General features: G+C 70.0%; 9 protein-coding genes. 5 read left to right on the top strand and 4 right to left on the bottom strand.

What is annotated here, in order from left to right; genetic code table 11:
• Nucleotides 1-6: 6 nt before the first annotated feature.
• The 4 genes from ACFXB5_RS07470 to ACFXB5_RS07455 form a co-directional block, all read right to left on the bottom strand.
• Entirely contained in the window at nucleotides 7-1,464 is a 1,458-nt protein-coding gene (locus ACFXB5_RS07470) for a sodium:solute symporter family protein (RefSeq protein WP_385203660.1), read from the bottom strand.
• 74 nt (nucleotides 1,465-1,538) lie between these two features.
• The gene (locus ACFXB5_RS07465) at nucleotides 1,539-2,411 is read right to left on the bottom strand and encodes an acyl-CoA dehydrogenase family protein (protein WP_385203658.1); all 873 of its coding nucleotides are present in this window, start codon (nucleotides 2,409-2,411) and stop codon (nucleotides 1,539-1,541) included.
• Nucleotides 2,318-5,848, bottom strand: coding sequence for a CARDB domain-containing protein (locus ACFXB5_RS07460; RefSeq protein WP_385203655.1), 3,531 nt, complete (start codon nucleotides 5,846-5,848; stop codon nucleotides 2,318-2,320). Before ACFXB5_RS07460 ends, ACFXB5_RS07465 begins: the two co-directional genes overlap by 94 nt.
• Nucleotides 5,849-6,079: 231 nt before the next feature.
• Complete coding sequence (locus ACFXB5_RS07455; protein ID WP_385203652.1) at nucleotides 6,080-7,195, bottom strand: M24 family metallopeptidase; 1,116 nt, start codon at nucleotides 7,193-7,195, stop codon at nucleotides 6,080-6,082.
• Between the two features lie 812 nt (nucleotides 7,196-8,007).
• Here ACFXB5_RS07455 and ACFXB5_RS07450 point away from each other — a divergent pair.
• From ACFXB5_RS07450 to ACFXB5_RS07430, 5 genes are read left to right on the top strand one after another with little or no spacing between them, the layout of a single operon-like run.
• Nucleotides 8,008-9,543 carry an acyltransferase domain-containing protein gene (locus tag ACFXB5_RS07450; RefSeq protein WP_385203649.1) on the top strand — a complete coding sequence of 512 codons (1,536 nt, stop codon included), beginning with the start codon at nucleotides 8,008-8,010 and terminating at the stop codon, nucleotides 9,541-9,543.
• Nucleotides 9,540-15,707, top strand: coding sequence for an SDR family oxidoreductase (locus tag ACFXB5_RS07445; protein ID WP_385203647.1), 6,168 nt, complete (start codon nucleotides 9,540-9,542; stop codon nucleotides 15,705-15,707). Before ACFXB5_RS07450 ends, ACFXB5_RS07445 begins: the two co-directional genes overlap by 4 nt.
• Before the next feature lie 17 nt (nucleotides 15,708-15,724).
• Nucleotides 15,725-16,753, top strand: coding sequence for a 3-oxoacyl-[acyl-carrier-protein] synthase III C-terminal domain-containing protein (locus ACFXB5_RS07440; protein WP_385203645.1), 1,029 nt, complete (start codon nucleotides 15,725-15,727; stop codon nucleotides 16,751-16,753).
• Nucleotides 16,750-18,222, top strand: a complete 1,473-nt coding sequence (locus ACFXB5_RS07435) for a cytochrome P450 (protein ID WP_385203641.1) — start codon at nucleotides 16,750-16,752, stop codon at nucleotides 18,220-18,222. Before ACFXB5_RS07440 ends, ACFXB5_RS07435 begins: the two co-directional genes overlap by 4 nt.
• A gap of 10 nt (nucleotides 18,223-18,232) precedes the next feature.
• Nucleotides 18,233-19,306 carry a Rieske 2Fe-2S domain-containing protein gene (locus ACFXB5_RS07430; RefSeq protein ID WP_385203638.1) on the top strand — a complete coding sequence of 358 codons (1,074 nt, stop codon included), beginning with the start codon at nucleotides 18,233-18,235 and terminating at the stop codon, nucleotides 19,304-19,306.
• Nucleotides 19,307-19,356 lie beyond the last annotated feature (50 nt).

Genomic DNA, 19,356 nt, shown 5'->3' with positions numbered 1-19,356 from the left:
GGCTTGTCATGTGTCTGTGCGCGCCGTTTCCCGGGACGAGTCGGCGACCGATGCGGCGGCCGCCGTCGAGGGGGTGCGGGCGAGGGGTCCGCTCGCCTTGGTGCCTCGCCCGCTGAGCTGGGCGATCGTCATGACCAGCAGGGGGGTGAGGATGGCGATGTACGCGTTGTCGATGCCGAAGGGGTCACCCGCCGCGTACCAGCCGATGACCGCGGGCAGGGACAGGCAGAGGGCGGCCACGGCACCCTGCCGCGAGCCGTACGACGGCCGGCGGAACATCAGGACGACGAACACGGCCAGGGAGGCCCGGAGCGCCTTGGCCAGGAACGTCATGCCGAGCACATCCGATGCGCCCAGGGCCGCCGCCACCGGGATCAGCCCGCAGCCGAGGGTGGCGAGCCGGGCGAATCGCACGGCCTTCTTCTCGTTGTCCGACGGGTTGAAATACGGCTGGTAGAAGTCCTTCAGCAGCAGAGTGGAGGCGCCGATCGTCAGGGCGGATATGAGGCCGAACACTGACGCGATCAGTCCGGTTACCGCAATGCCCTGAAGAATCGGGCTGAGCCGGACGACCATGGACGGAAGTGCCTGGATGCTGTCGATGTCGGGGTGCACCACGGCCGCGCAGACACCGATCAATGCCGCGAGGATGCCATAAGGGATCAGGACGAGGCTGGTGTAGAAGCCCGCGTTCCGCGCTTTGGCCTCGTTGTCGACCGCGGTCATCGCCTGCACTACGTACTGCGTCGCGAACATGGCGCCCCCGCCGGCGATGAGCCAGGCGCCTATCTGATTCCAGCCGACTCCGTCCCAGTCGAGCATCTTCGACGGCAAAGAGACATGGATGCCTTCATAGCCCCCCGCGGCGGAGTACGCGGACACCGCGACGACAACGATCCCCACCACTTTGACGAAGACATTGATCAGATTGGTGTAGATGACGGAGCGCATACCGCCGATCACCACGTAGACACTCGACAGGACGCCAACGATCACGACTGCCCACCTGGCATCGATCCTGAGCAGAGCCGAGATCATCGCTCCGCCGCTCACATAGGCCGCGGTGGCCACCAGGAGGAGCGATACGATCATGATCACGGAAGCCACTCGCCGCACGCCCGCTCCGTATCCCCGTTCCAGGGCGCCGGAGATGGTCACCTCGTCGAGTTGCTTGAATCGCTTCGCGAACAGCACGGCGAAGACGATGAACCCGATTCCCAGGGCGCCGAGGTTCCAGGCAGCGGAGATTCCGTAAGTGAAGGCTCCCTGCGCCGTCCCGATACTGGCCGTGGTGCCCACGACTTCGGAAGCCATGAACAGACCGATCACGGCCGCGGGGAAGACCCGGCCGCCGCGGACGAATCCTTCCGAAGTCGCGCCCGCCTTACGGGCGATGACGCTCACCGCCGCGATGAGGATGATGTAGACCACCACCATCAGAGCAACTATCTGGAAAGACGACACTGTTTCTCCTTGAGTTGACGATTCCGGCGCTCGGCCGACTCCGAAGAGTGAGGCAAGGCTGCCGTCGAATCGCGTCAGCGGGCCCCGGAAAGGTGGTCTTTGACATAAACCCCCCACAGAACGCAGTTCACCATTCCGGTTCCATCGGCGGTGGCGAGCATTTCCGCGTCATTACGGAAAGCAGCGATTCCGGTACTGGTGTCCAATCCATGTCCGGCGCACATGGACAGCAGCTCCGTGCAGGCCCGCACGGCGGTGGTGCAGGCATGCGCCTTGGCTCCGCTGGCCAGTGCGGCGGCAGAGGGGTGTTCGGTATGGACGGCGGTGGCGGCGTGGTAGGCGAGCAACCGCGGCCAGCGCTCCACCTCCACCTCGTGGAACTCGAGCGAGCCGAAGGTGAGATGGCGCAAACCGTGGGTCCGCAGAGGACGCCGCTTCACACCCGGGGCCGTCAGATCGACGAGCACCCGTACGGAACGGCCCTGCTCGTCCGCCGCCAGTACGACGGCGGTGTCCGCCGTCATCGCATGGGTGACCCAGTCCTTGCGCCCGGTGCGGACGAGTCCCCCCCCTCGGCCCGGAACCACAGTGGTGGCTGGGTTCTTGATGCTGCTGCCACCGCGCGGCTCGGTAACCGCCACGGCGCCGATGCTGGTCCCCTCGAGCAGGCCGGGCAGCACTCGCTGTCTGGCCTGAGGGCTGCCGGCCGCGGTGATGAACCGCTGGACACTGTGGTTGGAGAGGAAGGGCATGGCACTGGCGATTCCCTCGGTCAGCGAGGCGAACTGACCGAGGGTGAGGCCGGCTCCATTCGCTTCCTCGGGGATCGTCGGCCCCAGGTATCCCGTCGACCTCAGCTTGCCGAAGATCTCCAGCAACTGATCGCGCGACCACGGTGTGGTGTCCGGATACGTCCCGCGGATCGTGGTGGCAACGGCCCTTCCCATATCCACCCGCTGGCTGCCCCGGCCCGGGATGTCAGGCTCATACTCCATTGCGCGGCGCCGTTGATCACGAACTGCGAGCCGGGCTCCTTCACCACGTCGCCCTGAGCGGAGTTGGTGATCCGCACGTTCGTCAGCGTGGCGTCGCCGCGCGCCCCGCCCATCGCGAGGATTCCGGACCCGTTGTTGGACTTGTCGATGGTGACGTTCTCGATCTGAACGCCGGGCATCGCGCCGCCGCCTGTCTTGAACTGGATGCCGTCGTAGGTGGAGTCGTGGATGTCGGTGTCGCGGATCGTGACCCCCGCGATGTCCTGCCCCTGGGCGAACAGGGTGATCGCGCCGAACTCCTGCGCTTCGCCCCAGAACGCGCCGCCCGTGCGGTACAGGCCGTTGTTGGCGATGAGCGTCTTGCCCGAGAAGGGCAGCGGGTCGTGGTCCGTGGCCAGCATGATCCCCGGGTAGTTCATGGTGTCGGAGATCAGGTTGTTCTCGATCGTGTTGCCGTAGCCGCCGTAGACCGCGATGCCGTTGGCCCGCCAGGGCAGTTGGACGGTGTTGTTGCGGAAGTGGTTGTCGTGGCCGATGTCCGTGGAGGTGTCCTTCACGTACTTGTTGGCCCAGACGGCGAGTGAGTCGTCGCCGGTGTTGCGGAAGGAGGAGTTGTACACGGTCGAGTTACGGGTGCCGTTGGTGAAGTTGACGCCGTCGGCGTAGGTGTTGCGGATCCGTACGCCGCTGAACTCGAGGCCGTCACCGGGCCCCCACAGCGCGGGGATGTTGGAGTAGTCGCGGCCGACCCAGGCGCCGACGTTGGCGTGCTCGATCCATACGTTGGTGATCTTGGTGTTCTTGCCGAAACGGCCGTTGAGCCCGACCCCGCCCTCGGCGCCGCCGTCGCCGCCGCGAATGGTGCCGGAGCCGAAGATGGCGATGTCGGAGATCTTGGTGTTGTCGTCGATGTCGAAGCCGAAGTTGCCCTCGTGGGGGTGGTTGATGCCGCCCGCTTCCTGCGGCGGGATGAGCGAGTAGAGCTGGGAGTGCCACATGCCGGCACCGCGGATGGTGACGTCCCGGATACCCATCTGGTTGTACTGGCCCTGGTTCTGCGGGTCGTCGGTCAGGATCTTCTTCTCCTGGCGCCACTGGCCCGCGGGGATCCACACGCAGGGGATCGCGCCCTCCTGGTCCGCGGTGACGGCGCGCTGGATGGCGTCCGCGTCGTCGATGCCGTCGTTGGGCACGGCCCCGTAGTCGGTGATGGAGACGCACTCGGCGGGCTTGGCGGCCGGTGCCGCGACCTGCTCCAGATCGATCAGGTCGATGATGTAGAAGGCCGCGTCGTCACCGGTGTCCCGCTGGAGCCGGAACTTCGTACCCGCCGGGTAGGTGTCGGTGAGCAGGGCGTGGGACTCGTCGAACAGCCGCCGGGCGTCGCCGCCGGGCCGATTGGTCAGGCCCTCCGGGTCGTCGGTCGTGCCGTAGAGCCAGCTGTGCTTGGAGGACAGGGTCAGCTTGCGGACGAACCCGCCGTCCGCGTAGAGGCTGATGGTCGCCTCCCTGCCGCCGCCGGCCGCCGCGTCCGGGATCGAGTTGCGGACGACGATCGAGTTGGACGGGGTGGTGGAGGTGAACTCCACGTACTGACCGCCGGTGTCGAGCCGGACCGATTCGCGCCCGGAGGACTCGGTGGCGAAGTTGGTGTGCCCGAAGGTGCGCTTGGCGTCCGTCTTCAGCAGGGTGCCGTCGTATCGGCCGTCCTCCGCCTCGTACTCGGTGTACGGCACGGCGGCGCCGCGTCCGACAACGAGGGAGCGGGCGAAGGTGTTGTTGTCCTCGTTGGTCTCGGCGACGGTGCCGGTTGCGTCGGCCGTCGCGGTGAGCGTCGCTCCCCCGCTGGTGGCGGTCCACTCGCCGCCGATGGCCACGGTGGCCGTGTCACCGGCGGGGATGGTGCCCGCCGTGCCGTTCAGCGTGGTCCCGCCGACGGTGAGCCGGGTGACCGATCCGGCGGGCACCGCGCTGGTGCCCCGGTTGCGCACCGCGACGGTGAAGGTGACCTTGGCGCCGACGGCCGGGCCGGCGGGGTTGGTGGTGATGCCGGTGACCTCCAGGTCCGGTCCGGGGGCCTGGCCGATGACCAGCTTCGAGGCGGCGTTGCGGCTGTTGTTGGTGTTGTCGAGCTCGGCGACCGTGTCGGCCGGGTCGACGACGGCGGAGACGGTGTAGCTGCCCATGGGCCGCTTACCGACCTTGACCGGCACCTTCAGCGACGCGCCCGGCGCGAGCGCGCCGACCGCGCCGCTGTCGGCGACCGTGCCCTCGAGGCTGACGTTCACCGTGGTCGCGGGCGCGGCGGCCGTCCCGGCGTTGCGGACCGTCGCCTCGACGGTGACCGCGTCCGCCTCCGAGGGCGACTCGGGCGACCAGGCGAGTCCGGTGACGGTCAGGTCGGGGGCGGGTGCGGCCGTGCCGACGACCTCGAACTCGGCGACCTGTCCTCCGCCGGCGCCGGTGTTGCCGAAGAATTGGAGGCGTACATCCGCGTACCGGCCCGTGACCGGGATCGTCACCGTGTTCTTGTTCTGCGACGGGCTGAAGGTGTAGTCGGCCCGGTCCTTCAGCGAGGTGAAACCGGACTCTCCGGCCGCCCGTCCCAGCACCTGAATGCTCTGCGACCGGGTGCTCCAGACGGGGTCGGGGTTCAGCTTGACGACGACGCCGGTCAGATCGGCGTCGGCGCCGAGCTTCGCGGTCAGCGTCGAGGACTGGCCGCTCGCCTCCCAGTAGGTGGAGGTGCTGCCGTCGTTGGCGTTGCTCGCGACGTAGTCCTGGGTGGTCGACGACGCCTCGATCGGCTTGCTCAGGGCCAGGTTGGTGCCCGCGGGCGGGTCCCCCGGGTTCTCCCCACCGGCCTCCCCGCGCACTTCCACCTCGGAGAGCTGGGCCGCGTTCCAGCCCGTATTGCCGGTCACCTGTACGCGCACGTAACGTGCCTCGGCCGCGACGTCGAGCGCCACGGCGTTGCCGGACGATGGCGAGAAGTCCTTCCGCACGTCCGGAACCACGGTGGTGAAGTCCTGGCCGTCGGTGCTGGCCTGGACCTTCACCGCCTCGGTGCGGGACTCCCACGACGCGGGGAGCTTCAGTACCACCTCGTCGACGTCCGTCCTGCTCCCGAGGTCGACCTGCACCCACTGCGGGAACGAGCCCGCGGGGCCCTCCCAGTAGGAGGCCTGGCTGCCGTCGGTGACATTGCTCGCCGGGTAGGAGCCGTGTGCCCCACTGGTCGTCACCGGCCTGCCCAGCGCCAGATTGGCTCCCTCCGCGGCATGGGCTCCCGCTGCGGCATGGGCTGTCACGGGCAGCAGCCCGACCGTGAGCAGGCCCGCCGCCACAAGCCCGGCGGATAACCGCCGACCGTGCTGTCTTCTTCTCACGAGGCCCTCCCGATCCCTTCCCCTGAACCTGGAGCCGATGAACCTGGAGCCGAGCCCGCCGCAGTGCAAGAGTTGAGTGATTTCGTCAATCTTTTGCGACCATGCTTTGACAGATTTCTACCGCTCATCGACTTTGTCAACGACCGGGCACACGGCAGTACTTGATCGGCTGCGGCAAGAACGAACCCGGCTTGGGGAAGGTGGGAAGCGGCTGCAGCCGGTACCGGACGGTCAGGGCAGTACGACCAGTTCACGGCTGGTGCGGTTGAGCCGCTCACCGCCGTCGTCGGTGCAGATGACGATGTCCTCGATGCGGGCTCCGAACCGGTCGGGAAGATAGATGCCCGGCTCGACGGAGAAGGCCATACCAGGCTCCAGCAGCAGGGCGGAGCCCGCCACGATGTAGGGCTCCTCGTGCGTCTCCAGCCCGATGCCGTGACCGGTGCGATGGATGAAGTGCGGCCCGAAACCCGCGTCCGTGATGACATCCCGGCCGATCGCGTCCAGTTGCTCGGCGGTGATACCGGGCCGCACCGCATCGGTCTGGGCACACTGGGCGGTCAACAGCACCTCGTACAGCCGCCGGTACTCCGCCGATGGCTCGCCGACGACGTAATCGCGGGTGGAGTCGGAGCAGTAGCCGTCCTCGGTGGTCCCCCCGATGTCGACCACCACGGGGTCACCGGGCAGGATCACCCGGTCCGACAGCTCATGGTGGGGACTGGCGCTGTGCGGTCCCGAGCCGACGATGACGAAGTCGACCCCCACATGGCCCTCGGCCACGATGGCCTCCGCGATGTCCCGGCCGACCTCGCGTTCGGTGCGCCCGGCGCGCAGCCACTCACCCATGCGGGCGTGCACCCGGTCGATGGCCGCCCCCGCCCGGCGCAGCGCCTCGATCTCGGCCTCGGTCTTGCGGATCCGCAGCCGGCCGAGTACCTCTCCGGCGAGTGCCTGGTCGGTGTTGGGCAGCACGGTACGGAAGGCGACGACCTTCTCGGCCCACATGTGGTTGTCGACGCCGACCCGGGCCACACCGGCGGGCAGCCTGGCCGCGACGAGGGCATACGGGTCCTCGGTCTCGGCCCATCCGGTGATCTCGATACCGAGGTTCCCGGCCGGGGACGCGAGGGCGGCAGGCCGCTCCAACTCGGGCACCAGGAGAAAGGGCTCGCCGTCCACGGGGAGCACGAGGCAGGTGAGCCGCTCCAGGGGAAGGGCCTGGTAACCCGTCAGATAGCGCAGGTCGGCGCCGGGACTGATCAGCAGCGCGCCCAGGCCCACGTCGGCAGCGGCCTCCCGGGCGCGCTCCAGACGGTCGGCGGGGTACAGATCGGTGAGGGTCACAGGGAGTTCTCCATCCTGGTGTCGGGCCGGGCCGAGGCAGCGGGCCGGACCATCGTCGACCGGCCGGGGTCCCCCGGCGACATCATTTTTGTTCGCTTGGCGCACTTTTTATGCGGGCACGCAGCCGTTATCGCGGCCCAGAGGCGTGAGCCAAGGGCCCACGGACGTGCTGGTCCCGCATCCGGCGCCGGGGCCCGTACGGGCCGCACTCCCCACACCCAAGCCGTTGACCAGCACAAATGAAGAAATCCGGCCGGAGTACTAACAGCTATAGAACTGATTGGCGCACGCAAGCACTCGGTCTCAGCCACATTGATTCACCGAAAGATGGTCGAAATCCCGGACGTATCACGTTCAAACACCCCGATCATGTTAAATCAGAACGGACACTGCGGACATTAGCGCCATAATCGGCCTGGCGTAGCTAACACGAGGCCTTGTCGAGCGACAAGACCGCGATCCCCACCTGGCATCACGTAATTCACTAGTCATGAACACAATCAGCTTAGGCCGAAACTGGGACCCTAAGATCATTGACCCCCCGAAAGGAGCACAGTTACCTTAATTAGCGAACCCGATCAGCAAGGAAAACCCTCTTCAGGGTCACGCATTTGCGGGAATGGCCACCAACAATGGGCGGCCAGGGTCGAATTTCGCTGGACTCGCCGCTCCGATTTACCGCAGCAAGCGGACGTATGTCGTCGATTTCATCGCGCCGTCGTGGCGTTTCAGGGCCCGGCTAAGCCAATGCGACATCGCCGGCAGTCGGGACGGAGATGAGGGTGATGCACGTGGTGGATTCTGTCTTTGTCATGCCGGGCACGGTTGCCGCCCCGCGCGGAGGCATTCTGTGCGATCTGCACAACCGTTACGAGGCCGTACGTGAATCGCTGTCACGTATCGACAAGGCAGCCCAGGAAATGGGACTGCCCAACATCAGCGCCCGGCTTATCGAACAGAACGAGACGAGCGACCGGCGCGGCCCCGAGGTGCAATATCTGGAGATCTTCGCGGTCAGCATCGCGACGCACCACATGCTGATCGCCGAGGGCGCCAAGCCCATCGCGATCGTCGGGCAGAGCATCGGGGAGCTGTGGGCCCTGGCCGCCGCGGGGCACCTGTCCGTGGAGGACGCCGCACGCCTGGCCGTGGCCCGGTCCCAGGTGCTGACCCGGCAGAGCTGGGGCGGAAAGATGCTCGCGGTCGGAGTGGACGGCCGCCGGGCGGAGTCGCTCGCCGAGCTGATCAACCATCCCCACCTGGTACTGGCCTGCGAGAACGCCCCTCGGCAGAGCGTCATCAGCGGCCCGGAAGCGTTGATCGAGCATGTGGAACGGGTGGCCGACGCCCTCGGCTGGCCAAGTCTCCAACTCGACGTCCCGCATCCGACCCACACTCCGGCGATGGCGCAGGCCGCGCGAGACCTGCGGGAATCCGCGCCACGGGTTCCATACGGCGCCGGGCGCTGGCGGGTGTGCTCCCCATGGCTGGGGCGGGATGTCGGCGACGACGACCCGGTCGACCTGGTCGCCGGCGCGCTCACCTCCCGGGTCCGGATGCTGCACACCATCCGTGAGCTGCACGCGGCCGGCGCCGACGCGTTCGTCGAGTGCGGGGAGTGGCCCGTCGTCACCAAGTTCGTCGAGGCGTCGATCCCCGGGGTGCAGTGTGTCGTCCCGCTGAGCGAGAGCGACCCGGTCGAGGCCGTCCGGGCGCTGGTCGCCGACTCCACCAACGGTGGCCCGTTCCGCTCGCGCCTGTCGGCACCGTCGAGCAACGGACATGGTCCCGTCGTACGGGTGAGTGAGCCCACGACGCCGGCCGGGCCGGTTGCGACACTCCCCGTCACCGATCTGCCGGTCCGGGCCACCGTGTCCGCGCAATCCGCGGCCCCTGTGTCCTATGTGGCTCCGGTGTCCTATGTGGCCCCCGTCTCCTCCCCGGCTCCCGCGGCCCCCGCGGCTCCGGCTCCCCCGGTCGCCCCGGTCGCGGCCGCCCCCGTCGCGGCCGCCCCGGCCGTCGTCGCCCCGGCCGTCGTCGCCCCGGTCGCGGTCGCCCCGGTCGCCTCGCCGTCGTCCGCCGGGTTGGACTACGACACGGTGCTCGCAGAGTTGCGGACGCTCTACGGCGACTTCCTGGGCTACCCGCCCGATCTGCTCGGTGAGGACGACGGCCTGGAGTCCGAGCTGGGTGTGGAGTCGCTCAAGCAGGTCGCCCTGCTCGGGATGGTGTCCGACCGGTACGACCTGCCCGACCTCCGGGCCAATTCCTCTCTGCTGACCGTCGGCACGCTGCGCCGGATCGCGGAGGCCGTCGTGCAGGCCCGAGCGGGGGCCGCCGGGCTATGACCTCCACAGAAAACCTGCGGGGTCGGGTCGCCCTGGTGACAGGGGCCGCGAAGAGCCTCGGCGCGGACATCGTGCGCCGCTTGGCGGAGAGCGGGGCCCACGTGATCGTCAACTACTTCCACTCGGTCGACCAGGCGAAGCAACTGCGGGCGGAGCTGGAGCAGGCCGGTCACAGCTGCGAGTTCATCCGCGCCTCAGTGGCCAAGACCAGCGAGATCGACCGGATGTTCGACCTGGTCCAGGAGCGGCACGGTGGCCTGGACATCCTGATCAACAACGCCGCGGGCGGGGCCTTCCTGCCTCTGTTCGACATCGACGACACCTACTGGCAGCGAGCGTGGTCCACCAACGTGATGGCGGCCTACCACTGTTCGCGCCGGGCGGCCGAGCTGATGGCGGGAAGAGACGGCGCGAGCATCCTCTGTCTCTCCAGCGTCGGGGCGCACCAGCCGGTTCCGGGTTACGGCCCCGGCGGTGTCACCAAGGCGGCCCTGGAGTCGCTGGTCCGCTATCTGGCGCTCGAGGTGGTCGGCCAGGGCATCCGGGTCAACACGGTGCTGCTGGGCTCCGTCGCCAGCGAGATCGTCGTCAACCTCGACGCCCCGGCGGCGACGCCCGGTGGCCCGGCCGAGGCCAGCGAGCTGATGAGCCGTACCCTCTCGACGCCGGAGGCGGCCAAGTTGATCGTCCACCTCCTGCACGAGGACGCCGGCTTCATCACCGGGCAGACCATCGTCGCCGACGGCGGCATCAGCATCGGCGGGATGCAGGGCCTGCGGCTGCACAGCAGGCTGGCGGACCAGGTGACCAGGCCCGCCAGGCACCAACCGGTGCCCGCGGCGGTAATGACGACGACGTCGACCGAGGCGAGCCGACCCGCCCCCGAACAACCGGCGGCCGCCCACCCGGCGCCCGCACCGGCACCGGCTCCGGTGGCCGCCCCGGCACCGGAGCGAACACCGGAGACCCCCGCACCGGCACCGGCGTTGGCATCGGTGGCGGCCCCGGCCCGGGACCAAGCGCCGGTCCCAGCGCCGGTCCAAGCGCCGGTCCCAGCACCGGACCAAGCGCCAGACCCAGCACCGGTCCAGGCACAGCACCAAGCACCGGACCCAGCGCCATACCCTGCGCCCGACCAAGCGCCGGAGGCGGACCCCGAAGCCGTCGCGGTGGTCGGTCTCGGCCTGGTCCTGCCCGGCGCGAACAACACGGCGGAGTTCTGGGACCGGTTACGGGAGGGCGTCCTGCTCTCCAGCGAGCCGTCCGCCTTCGACCTGAAGCACTTCTGGGCGCCCACCCGGGAGGAGACCGACGCCTTCTACGTCCGCGAGGCCGCGTACGTCCACGGCTTCGTCCCCGACCCCGCCTCGATCGCCGAACCGGACGGGAACGTCGGCCGCCCCGGGTGGCCGCGTACCACTCGCTGGCTGCGGCACTGCGCCGTCCAGGCCCTGGCCGGGGTGCATCGGCGCCCGACGGACCGGTGGCTCGCCACGACCACCGGTATCCACGACCAGACGGGGCTCGGCCCCCAGGGTGTCGTGCTGGGGGACGAGTACCGGCGCATGGTGCGCGAGGCGATCCCCGCCGACCAGGACGGTGACTGGCTGGCCGAGCTGGCCGACCACGCGATCACCGCGCACTACGGTGGCGACGGCGGGGACCCGAAGGCCTATCTGCCCGCGTCCGTCTCCCGCGACGCGCTGCGCGGACTGATCCCCGACGACTCACAGCACCTGACCCTCGACGCGGCCTGTGCCAGCGGATTGTTCGCTCTGGACGCGGCGGTCAAGGCGCTGCGCGAGGGTTCCTGCGATGTGGCGCTGGCCGGTGGCACCTCGGTGATCGAGCCGATCGGGTTCACCCTCTTCTGCCGGGCCCAGGGCATCTCGATGAGCGGCAAGATACGCCCCTTCGACAAGGCGGCCGACGGAACCCTCATCGGTGAGGGCTCCATCATGCTCACCCTGAAGTCGTACGCGCGGGCCGTGGCCGACGGCGACCGGGTGCTCGGTGTCATCCGGGGTACCGGTCTCGCCGCCGACGGCCGGGGAAAGGGCATCCACGCTCCGGCCACGCGCGGGCAGGAGCTGGCGATCGCCCGAGCCTGGGCCGACGCGGGCATCGAGGCCGACGACGTGGACTGGGTGGTGGCACACGGCACCGGCACGCCGGTGGGCGACGAGATCGAACTGCGCTCGCTGCTCTCCCGGTTGGGGCCGCGGAAGCGGGCGTGCCTGCTGACCTCGAACAAGCAGGTCTTCGGGCACACCGGTGTGCTGGCGGGCCTGGTCTCGGTGGCGCACGCGCTGGTCGCTCTCGACCGCGGGGCGGTCCCCGGTCAGCCCGTGGTCACCGATCCGCACCCACTGCTGGAGGACGGCACGCGGCTGACCGTACCGGTCAGGGACGCGCCCTGGCCGACGGAGGACGCACGACCTCGTGTGGTCGGGGTGTCGTCGTTCGGCCTCGGAGGAGCGGACGCGCACGTGGTCCTGTCCGACCGCGTGCCATCGGCCGCCCCCGCGCGGCGGCGGGGCGGAGACGCCACCGCGGACACGGAACAACTGGTCGTCGTGGGCTGGAACACCCATCTGCCCGGCCTGGACACCGCCCAGGTGCCCGCCTGGCTGAGTGGTGACGGCCCGCTCCCGGAGGCCGGCTTCGGTATGCCGTACCCCCTGCCGTCCCCGCGTGAGGTGCGCATCCCGCCGCTGACGATGCGGCACATGGACCCCGCCCACCTGATGATGCTCCAGGCCCTCGGCCCGCTGCTGGACCAGCTCGGCGAGCCGGGCGTCAGTCTGCGGCCCACCACGGCGGTGGTCGTGGGAGCGACGCTGCCGACCACGCACAACACCCGGGCCGCGCTGCGGGTGCACGCCGGCGAGTGCGCCACCACGTTCGACATCCTGCCCGACCCGGTGCAGGCGCAGACGCTCAAGGAGTACCTCGCGAAGGGGATGGCGGAGGCCAAGGGGGTGATCCCCGGCGATCTGAACGAGGACGACTTCACCGGGGCGGTCTCCTGCATCCTGTCGGGCCGGGCCGCCAACTACTACGACTTCCGGGGCATGGGCACCAGCGTCTACGCCCACCGGGACTCCGCGCACACCGCCCTCGACCTGGCCCTGCGTCAACTCCGGCACCGCGCCTGCGACCTCGCCCTCGTCGGCGCGGTGTGCCAGCGGCCCATCAGCGGCTGGGACCGCCACCTCGACGATCTGGTGCCGGAGGGCCGGTCCATCGCGGAAGGTGCCGCCGTCCTGGCGGTCGCCCGGCTCTCCACCGCGCTGGAGCACAACCTGCCCGTTCTGGGTTCGCTCTCCACCGCGGTCGACGCCGCCGATCCCGGGCTCCCGGCCGCCCCCGGGCACGCCCTTCCCGTACTGGCCGACGCCGGACACACCTATCTGTCGCTGGACGCCCTGCTGGCGGTCCTCAAGGCCGTCTCCACCGGAGCGGACACCGTCGTGACACCCGCCGCCGCCGGATCACCACTGATCCGGTTCACCCGGCCGGACGGCCCGCACCACCACGGCCCGGCCCAGGAGGAGGTGGAGCGTGCCGAGCCGGACCGGGCAGCGCACACCGAGCCGGAACGTACCGCGCCCGAGCACACCGAGGACTTCACCGGCCGCCGCCAGACCCTCCGATTCGTCCCGACGACCCCGCCGCGGAACGGCTCGGCCACGCCATCGGTCCCGCCCGGCACCGTCGTCATCACCGACGCCCCGGATCTCGCCGCGGCCGCCACCGGCCCGGACATCGCCGTCTGGTCACCGCGGCCGGGCCTCGGAGCCGCCACCCACGTCCCGCCCGAGGAGGCCCCCGGCGCCCTGGCCGACCTGCCGTTCATCCCGCGCCATATCCGGGTCCTGTCCCGGCTGCCCGTCCAGGACGACGAGGACGACGGGGACACCGTCGCCGAGGCCACCCGGATGGAGGACCTTCAGGACCTCACATTCACCACCCTCCAGGCGGCGCTGCCCGCGCTGCGCACCGGCGGCTCGCTCGGCGCGCTCCTGCTCGGCGCGGTGCCGGACGACCTGCCACCCCCGCTGAGCGGGCTGTTCACCGGCCTCATCCGCTCCGTCCGCGCCGAGGTCCCGCAGTGCGGTGGAGTGACCCTGCTCAGCGACGCGCCGGACGCCGCGACCGGCCTGGACCAGCTGGCGCGGGCGGGCACCGCCCAGGTGCCGACCCACACGCTGGCCTGCCGCGGGGGCGACTGGTTCACCCTGGCCGTCGCCGACGACCACGCTCCACCGCCCCCGCCGGGAGCCGCCTCGCTGCCGCCCGGCGCGGTCGTGGTCGCCTTCGGCGGCGCCCGGGGCATCACCCCCGAACTCCTCCACGCGATCGCCCGCACCAGCGACCGGCCGCATGTGTACGTCATCGGCCGCACCCCACTGCCGGAAACCGATGACGCGCTGCCGCCGCAGGCCGAGTTCATCGCCGCCGAACACCGCAGCCACCCCGGCGCGTCGGTGGGTGAGCTGCGCGCCGCCTATGAGAAGGCCCAGGCGCGCCTGGAGGTACGCCGTACGGTGCGACGACTGACGGAACTGTGCGGCCAGGACCGGGTCCACCACCGTGTGTGCGACGTCCTCGACGCCGAGGCCACCACCGCCGTCCTCAACGAGGTCGTCGACCTGCACGGACAGATCGACCTGCTCATCAACACCGTCCTCGACCTCCGGTCGCGTGCGCTGCACGCCAAGACCCTGACCGATTTCCGGGCGGTCCGGGCCACCAAGGCGACCGGCTACCGCAATCTCAAACGGGCCCTGGCCGGGCGCCCGCCCCGGATCTGGTGCAACTTCAGCACCCTGGCGACGCTCGCTCCCGCGCCCGGTGACATCGACTACTGCGCCGTCAACGAATACCTCGCGTACGCGAGCGCCTGGGCCCAGCGGCACGGACCGGTGGGCCACCAGGAGTTGGCGATCCTCTGGAGCGGCTGGCGGGAGGTCGGCGTCGCCAGCAGCGTCACCATGCGGGAGACCCTCAAACGCAACCAGATGGACGCCTACATCAGCACCGAGCAAGGATGCGCCCAATTCCTCTCCGCCGTGACCCGGCCACCGGCCGGCGGGGTGGCGTTCTTCATCCGGGAGGACGAACGCGTCCTGCTGGCCCGGCGCGGTATCAGCACCTACGGTTCCGCCGGCGAGCCGCGGATCCCCGCTCCGGACGCGCCGCCGCCCGCCCCGCCGGATCCGTCGCTGACCAGTCCGCTGCTCGACGGTGTCCTGCACCGCGGCAAGAACTGGGCCGTCTTCACCAAGACCTGGGATCCGCGCACCCTGGCCGAGCGGGACGGGCGGTGGATGCGTCACCACCGGGTCAACGGTGAGTACACGCTGGCCGGCACGTTCACCCTGGAAGCCGCGGCCGCCGCGGCGGCGACCCTCTGCCCCGACCTGGTGGTCACCGGGTTCCGCGGTCTCGTCTGCCGGACGTCGATCACGGTCAGACTCGCCGGACCGCAACGCACCGTCGCGGTGGAGGCCCGGGTCACGAGCCGGAAGCGCGACGGCGCCGAGGTGGCCGTCAGAATGACGGCGCACCGGATCGGCAAGAACGGCAAGGTGCTGCGCTTCAACGACCTGCTGTGCGAGACGACGGTCGTGCTGGCGGACCGCTACCCCGTGCTCGCCGGACCACCCGACTGTTCGTCCCACGACCCCGAACCCGATTTCGCGATGCCGGTCTACTCCCCCGACCCGCCGATCTCGCTCACCGGCCCGTTCGCCGGCACCAGCGATTACGCCCGCGGGCCGGACGGGAACAGCGCCAGGTTCGGTCTGGACCACGCCGCCTGGGCTCCGGCCCTGGCGGGGATGACCGTACCGGCGATCCTGCTGGACGCGATGGTGCACCTGTTGCTGCTGCCACCGCGCGGTGACCACCCGCCGCTGGTCGGCCCGATGGCCGGTCTCGACGAGGTCGAGCTCAGCGGGCCGGGCAACGACTGCCTGCTCAGCGCGGAGAACCCGACCATCCGGCTGCACTGCGACTTCGCCACCGGGGACCTGACCGCCGTGACCGGTCACGGCAGGGTGCTGGCCCGTGTCACCGGGGTCACCGCACACGCCTTGGACCACAGCGGAGAACTGGTCCGGCCCCGCGCCCGCGTTCCCCAGTCGCCCCTTTCGTGACAGCGGAGGAGACAGCAGTGTTGTGGCAGGACATCACGATCGCCGGGACCGGCGCGTGGATACCCCCCATCAGGCCCGAGCAGGAGCCGCGGGGCGGACCGGGCACCGGGCAGCCCTCCATGATGGCGCTCAACGGATTCACCTCGGCCGCCGTCTCGAAGGACAACACGGCCACGCAGATGGCGGCCCGGGCCGGCCTCAAGGCACTGCGCCACGCGGACGTGGCCAGCGCCGACCTCAGTCTGCTCGTGCACGCCGGCTTCCAGGACCCGGACCACTACACGCCCTCGGCCTATCTGATGCGGGTGCTCGGGGGACGGGACACCGCCGGGATCGAGGTCGGTGCCGCCAGTGACGGCGGGGCCGCCGCGCTCGTCGCCGCGGCCGACCATCTCGCCGCCCGGCCGGACGCGAAGGCCACGCTGGTCACGACCGGTGCCCGGTTCCCGGACGAACGGTGGGGCCATTCCCGGGAGTTGGGCTATGTGGCCGGTGACGCCGGCGCCGCCGCCGTCCTCACCCGGGGGACGGGCTTCGCCCGCCTGGTGGCGACCGCCCATGTCACGGAGTCGCGGCTGGAGGCGCAGACCCGGACCAAGGAGGGCCACACCGGTGTCGCCCGGCGGTCCCCCGTCGAGGAGACCGGGTTCATGCCCCATATCGACGTGCTGCAACGGGCCACCCACCGCTGCATCGAGACCGTCCTCGACGAGGCCGCCGTGAAACCGGCGGACATCGCGCACGTGGTGCCCATCGCGATCGGGTCGGTCGTGCTGGACATGCTGCTCTCCGGCTCACCGCTCGGCCTGCGTGCCGACGACACCAGCTGGACCTACGGCCGGCACATCGGCCACGCCGGCCCGTCCGACGTCCTGCTCGCCCTCGACCGGACGTTCCGCTCCGGCACGCTGCGCGCCGGGGAACGCGTCCTCGTCGTGAGTTTCGGGGTCGGCTTCCGCTGGACCACCGCGCTGTTCGAGGTCACCCGCGATCCCGTCGCCATGACACCGGCCGGTCGCTCACGATCAGAAGGAGTTTGTCCATGACGGACACGAGTACGGCGACCGCCGCGTCGGTGCCGCTGGCTCCGCGGGCCCTGCCGCTGCTGGGCCATGCCCTGCCCCTGCTCCGCGATCCGCTGGCGTTCATCATGTCCCTGTCCGAGTACCGCGAGATGGTCCGCGTCCGGCTGGGCCCGAGTACCGCCATGATGATCTGCGATCCGGACCTGACCCGGCAGGTGTTCCTGAACGACCGTGTCTTCGACAAGGGCGGCCCGATCTACGACCGGATCCGCGAGGTCATCGGCGACGGCCTGTCCACCTGCCCGTACCCCCTGCACCGGCGGCAGCGGCGGCTGTGCCAGCCGTCGTTCCACCCCACCCGGCTCGCCGGGTACGGGGCGGTGTTCGCCCGGGCGGCCGAGGTGAAGGCGGCATCCTGGCGCGACGGCGACGTCGTCGACATCACCCAGGAAATGATGACGCTGACGACACGCGCCACCATGGAGACGATGTTCAGCGGCTCACTGCCGGCGGAGACCATGCGGCGGGCCCTTGCCGACACCTCCACCATCGTGACCGCGTTCTTCCGCCGGATGATGACACCGGCCCTGCTGCGCCGGGTGCCGACTCCGCGGAAGCGGCGGTACGACCAGGCCCGTAACCGGCTGTCGGCCACCATCGCGGAGATCATCGCCGAGCGGCGTGCCGATCCGACCGACCATGCCGACCTGCTCTCCACGCTGGTCGGGGCGGTCGACGAGGAGAGCCAGGACGGCCAGAAGCAACTGAGCGACACCGAACTGGCGGACGAGGCCCTCACATTCTTCCTCGGCGGGATGGAGACCACGGCCATCACCCTGGCCTGGGCGATGCACCTGCTCGCCACGAACCCGGATGTCCAGCACCGTCTCCAGGCCGAGACCCATCAGGTCCTGGCCGGTGGAAAGGTCGATCCCGCACATCTGCCCTCGCTCGACCTGGCCGCCCGGGTGGTGACCGAGACGCTGCGGCTGTATCCGCCCGCCTGGATGATGACCCGCGCGGTCCGGCAGGACACCGAACTCGGCGGGGTACGGCTCAAGGGCGGCAGCACCATCGTGCTCAGCCCGTACCTCCTGCACCGCCGGCCCGACCTCTACCCCGACCCCGACCGGTTCGACCCGGACCGCTGGCTCGACGGTCAGCCCGACCGGGCCGCCTACATCCCGTTCGGCGCCGGGGCGCGCAAGTGCATCGGGGACCAGTTCGCCCTCACCGAGGCCATCCTGGCCCTCACCGCCATCGTCGCCCGCTGGGAGCTGACCCCCGTCGGCGACCAGCCGTTCGAGCCCAAGGTGGAGACCAGCCTGAGTTCGCGCGGGCTGCGCCTGCGGCTCAATGAGAGGCGGACGAGCGGCACCGGCGACGCCGAACTGCACGCGGCCACGCCGCGATCCACAACCGCCCAGCCATCCACATCCGCCCAGCCATCCCCGCCGCCGGGCACCGGCGGCTGCCCGGTGAAGCACTAGGAGTGATGCCGTGAAGCCTCACCTGAAGCCCCTGGTGAAGCAGCTTCTCAACGCCCGGAGGGTCCGCCTGCCCAGCGCGGCCCCGGCCGACAGCCTGCGGACTCCTTCCCTCCCTTATCCGAACGGGTGGTTCTGCCTGGCCTTCACCGACGAGGTGCGGCCCGGATCCGTCACCACCCGCCCGATCGCGGGCACGGAGGTCGTCCTCTACCGGACGGCCAAGGGCGTGCTGCGGGCCGTCCGGCCCCAGTGCCCGCATCTGGGAGCGCATCTCGGGGTCGGTGGATCGATCGAGGGCGAGGACATCGTCTGCCCCTTCCACCGGTTCGCGTTCAACCCGGAGGGCACCTGTGTGCGCACGGGTTACGACAAACCACCACCGAAGGCGTCGCTGGCGCAGTACCCGGTGTGCGAGGCCAACGGCTCGATCTACGTATGGTGGCACGCCCTTGGCCTGCCCCCGCAGTGGGAGGTCCCGGCCTTCCCCATGGACGACCGGCAACCGTACAGCCACGACACCTTCGATATCGCCGGTCACCCGCAGGACGTCATCGAGAACGCCTTCGACTGGGGTCACCTGCCGGCGCTGCACGGTCTCAAAGGTCTCGACATCGAGGGCGCTCCGGTGGCCGGGGAACCGACCAGCACCGTCACCGCGACCGCCCGCGGCACCATGATGCGCGGGTTCCGCCAGTCCTACACGCTCACGGTGATCGGACTGGCCAGCATCGCGGCGCGCACGGTCCTGCCCCGGGGCGCGGGCACCCTCTATGTGATGCTCCACGCGACCCCTACCAGCCCGGGACGCATCCAGCTCCGGTTCGGTACGAAGCTGGAGCTGAACGGCATCCCCGGCGTGCCCGGGGCGGTGGGGCGCGCGGCAGCCATGCCCGTCGCCCGGCTGCTCAGCACTGTCCTCCAGCGGGTGGCGAGCGTCGACACCGGCGCGGATCTGCTGATGTGGCACTACCAGGAGCATGTCGACCACCCGAAGCTCGCCAAGGGCGACGGTCCGATCGGCCGGTACCGGCAGTGGGCGCAGCAGTTCTACACGGAACCCACGCTGTCTCTTATAAAACACTGACGCTGCCGACCATATTTTTGTGTTTTTTATAGGGGGGGGGCGGGTCAATT

The sequence above is a fragment of the Streptomyces sp. NPDC059455 genome (assembly GCF_042750115.1).
GTDB classification, from domain to species: domain Bacteria; phylum Actinomycetota; class Actinomycetes; order Streptomycetales; family Streptomycetaceae; genus Streptomyces; species Streptomyces endocoffeicus.
This window is presented reverse-complemented; position numbering and strand designations above follow the sequence as displayed.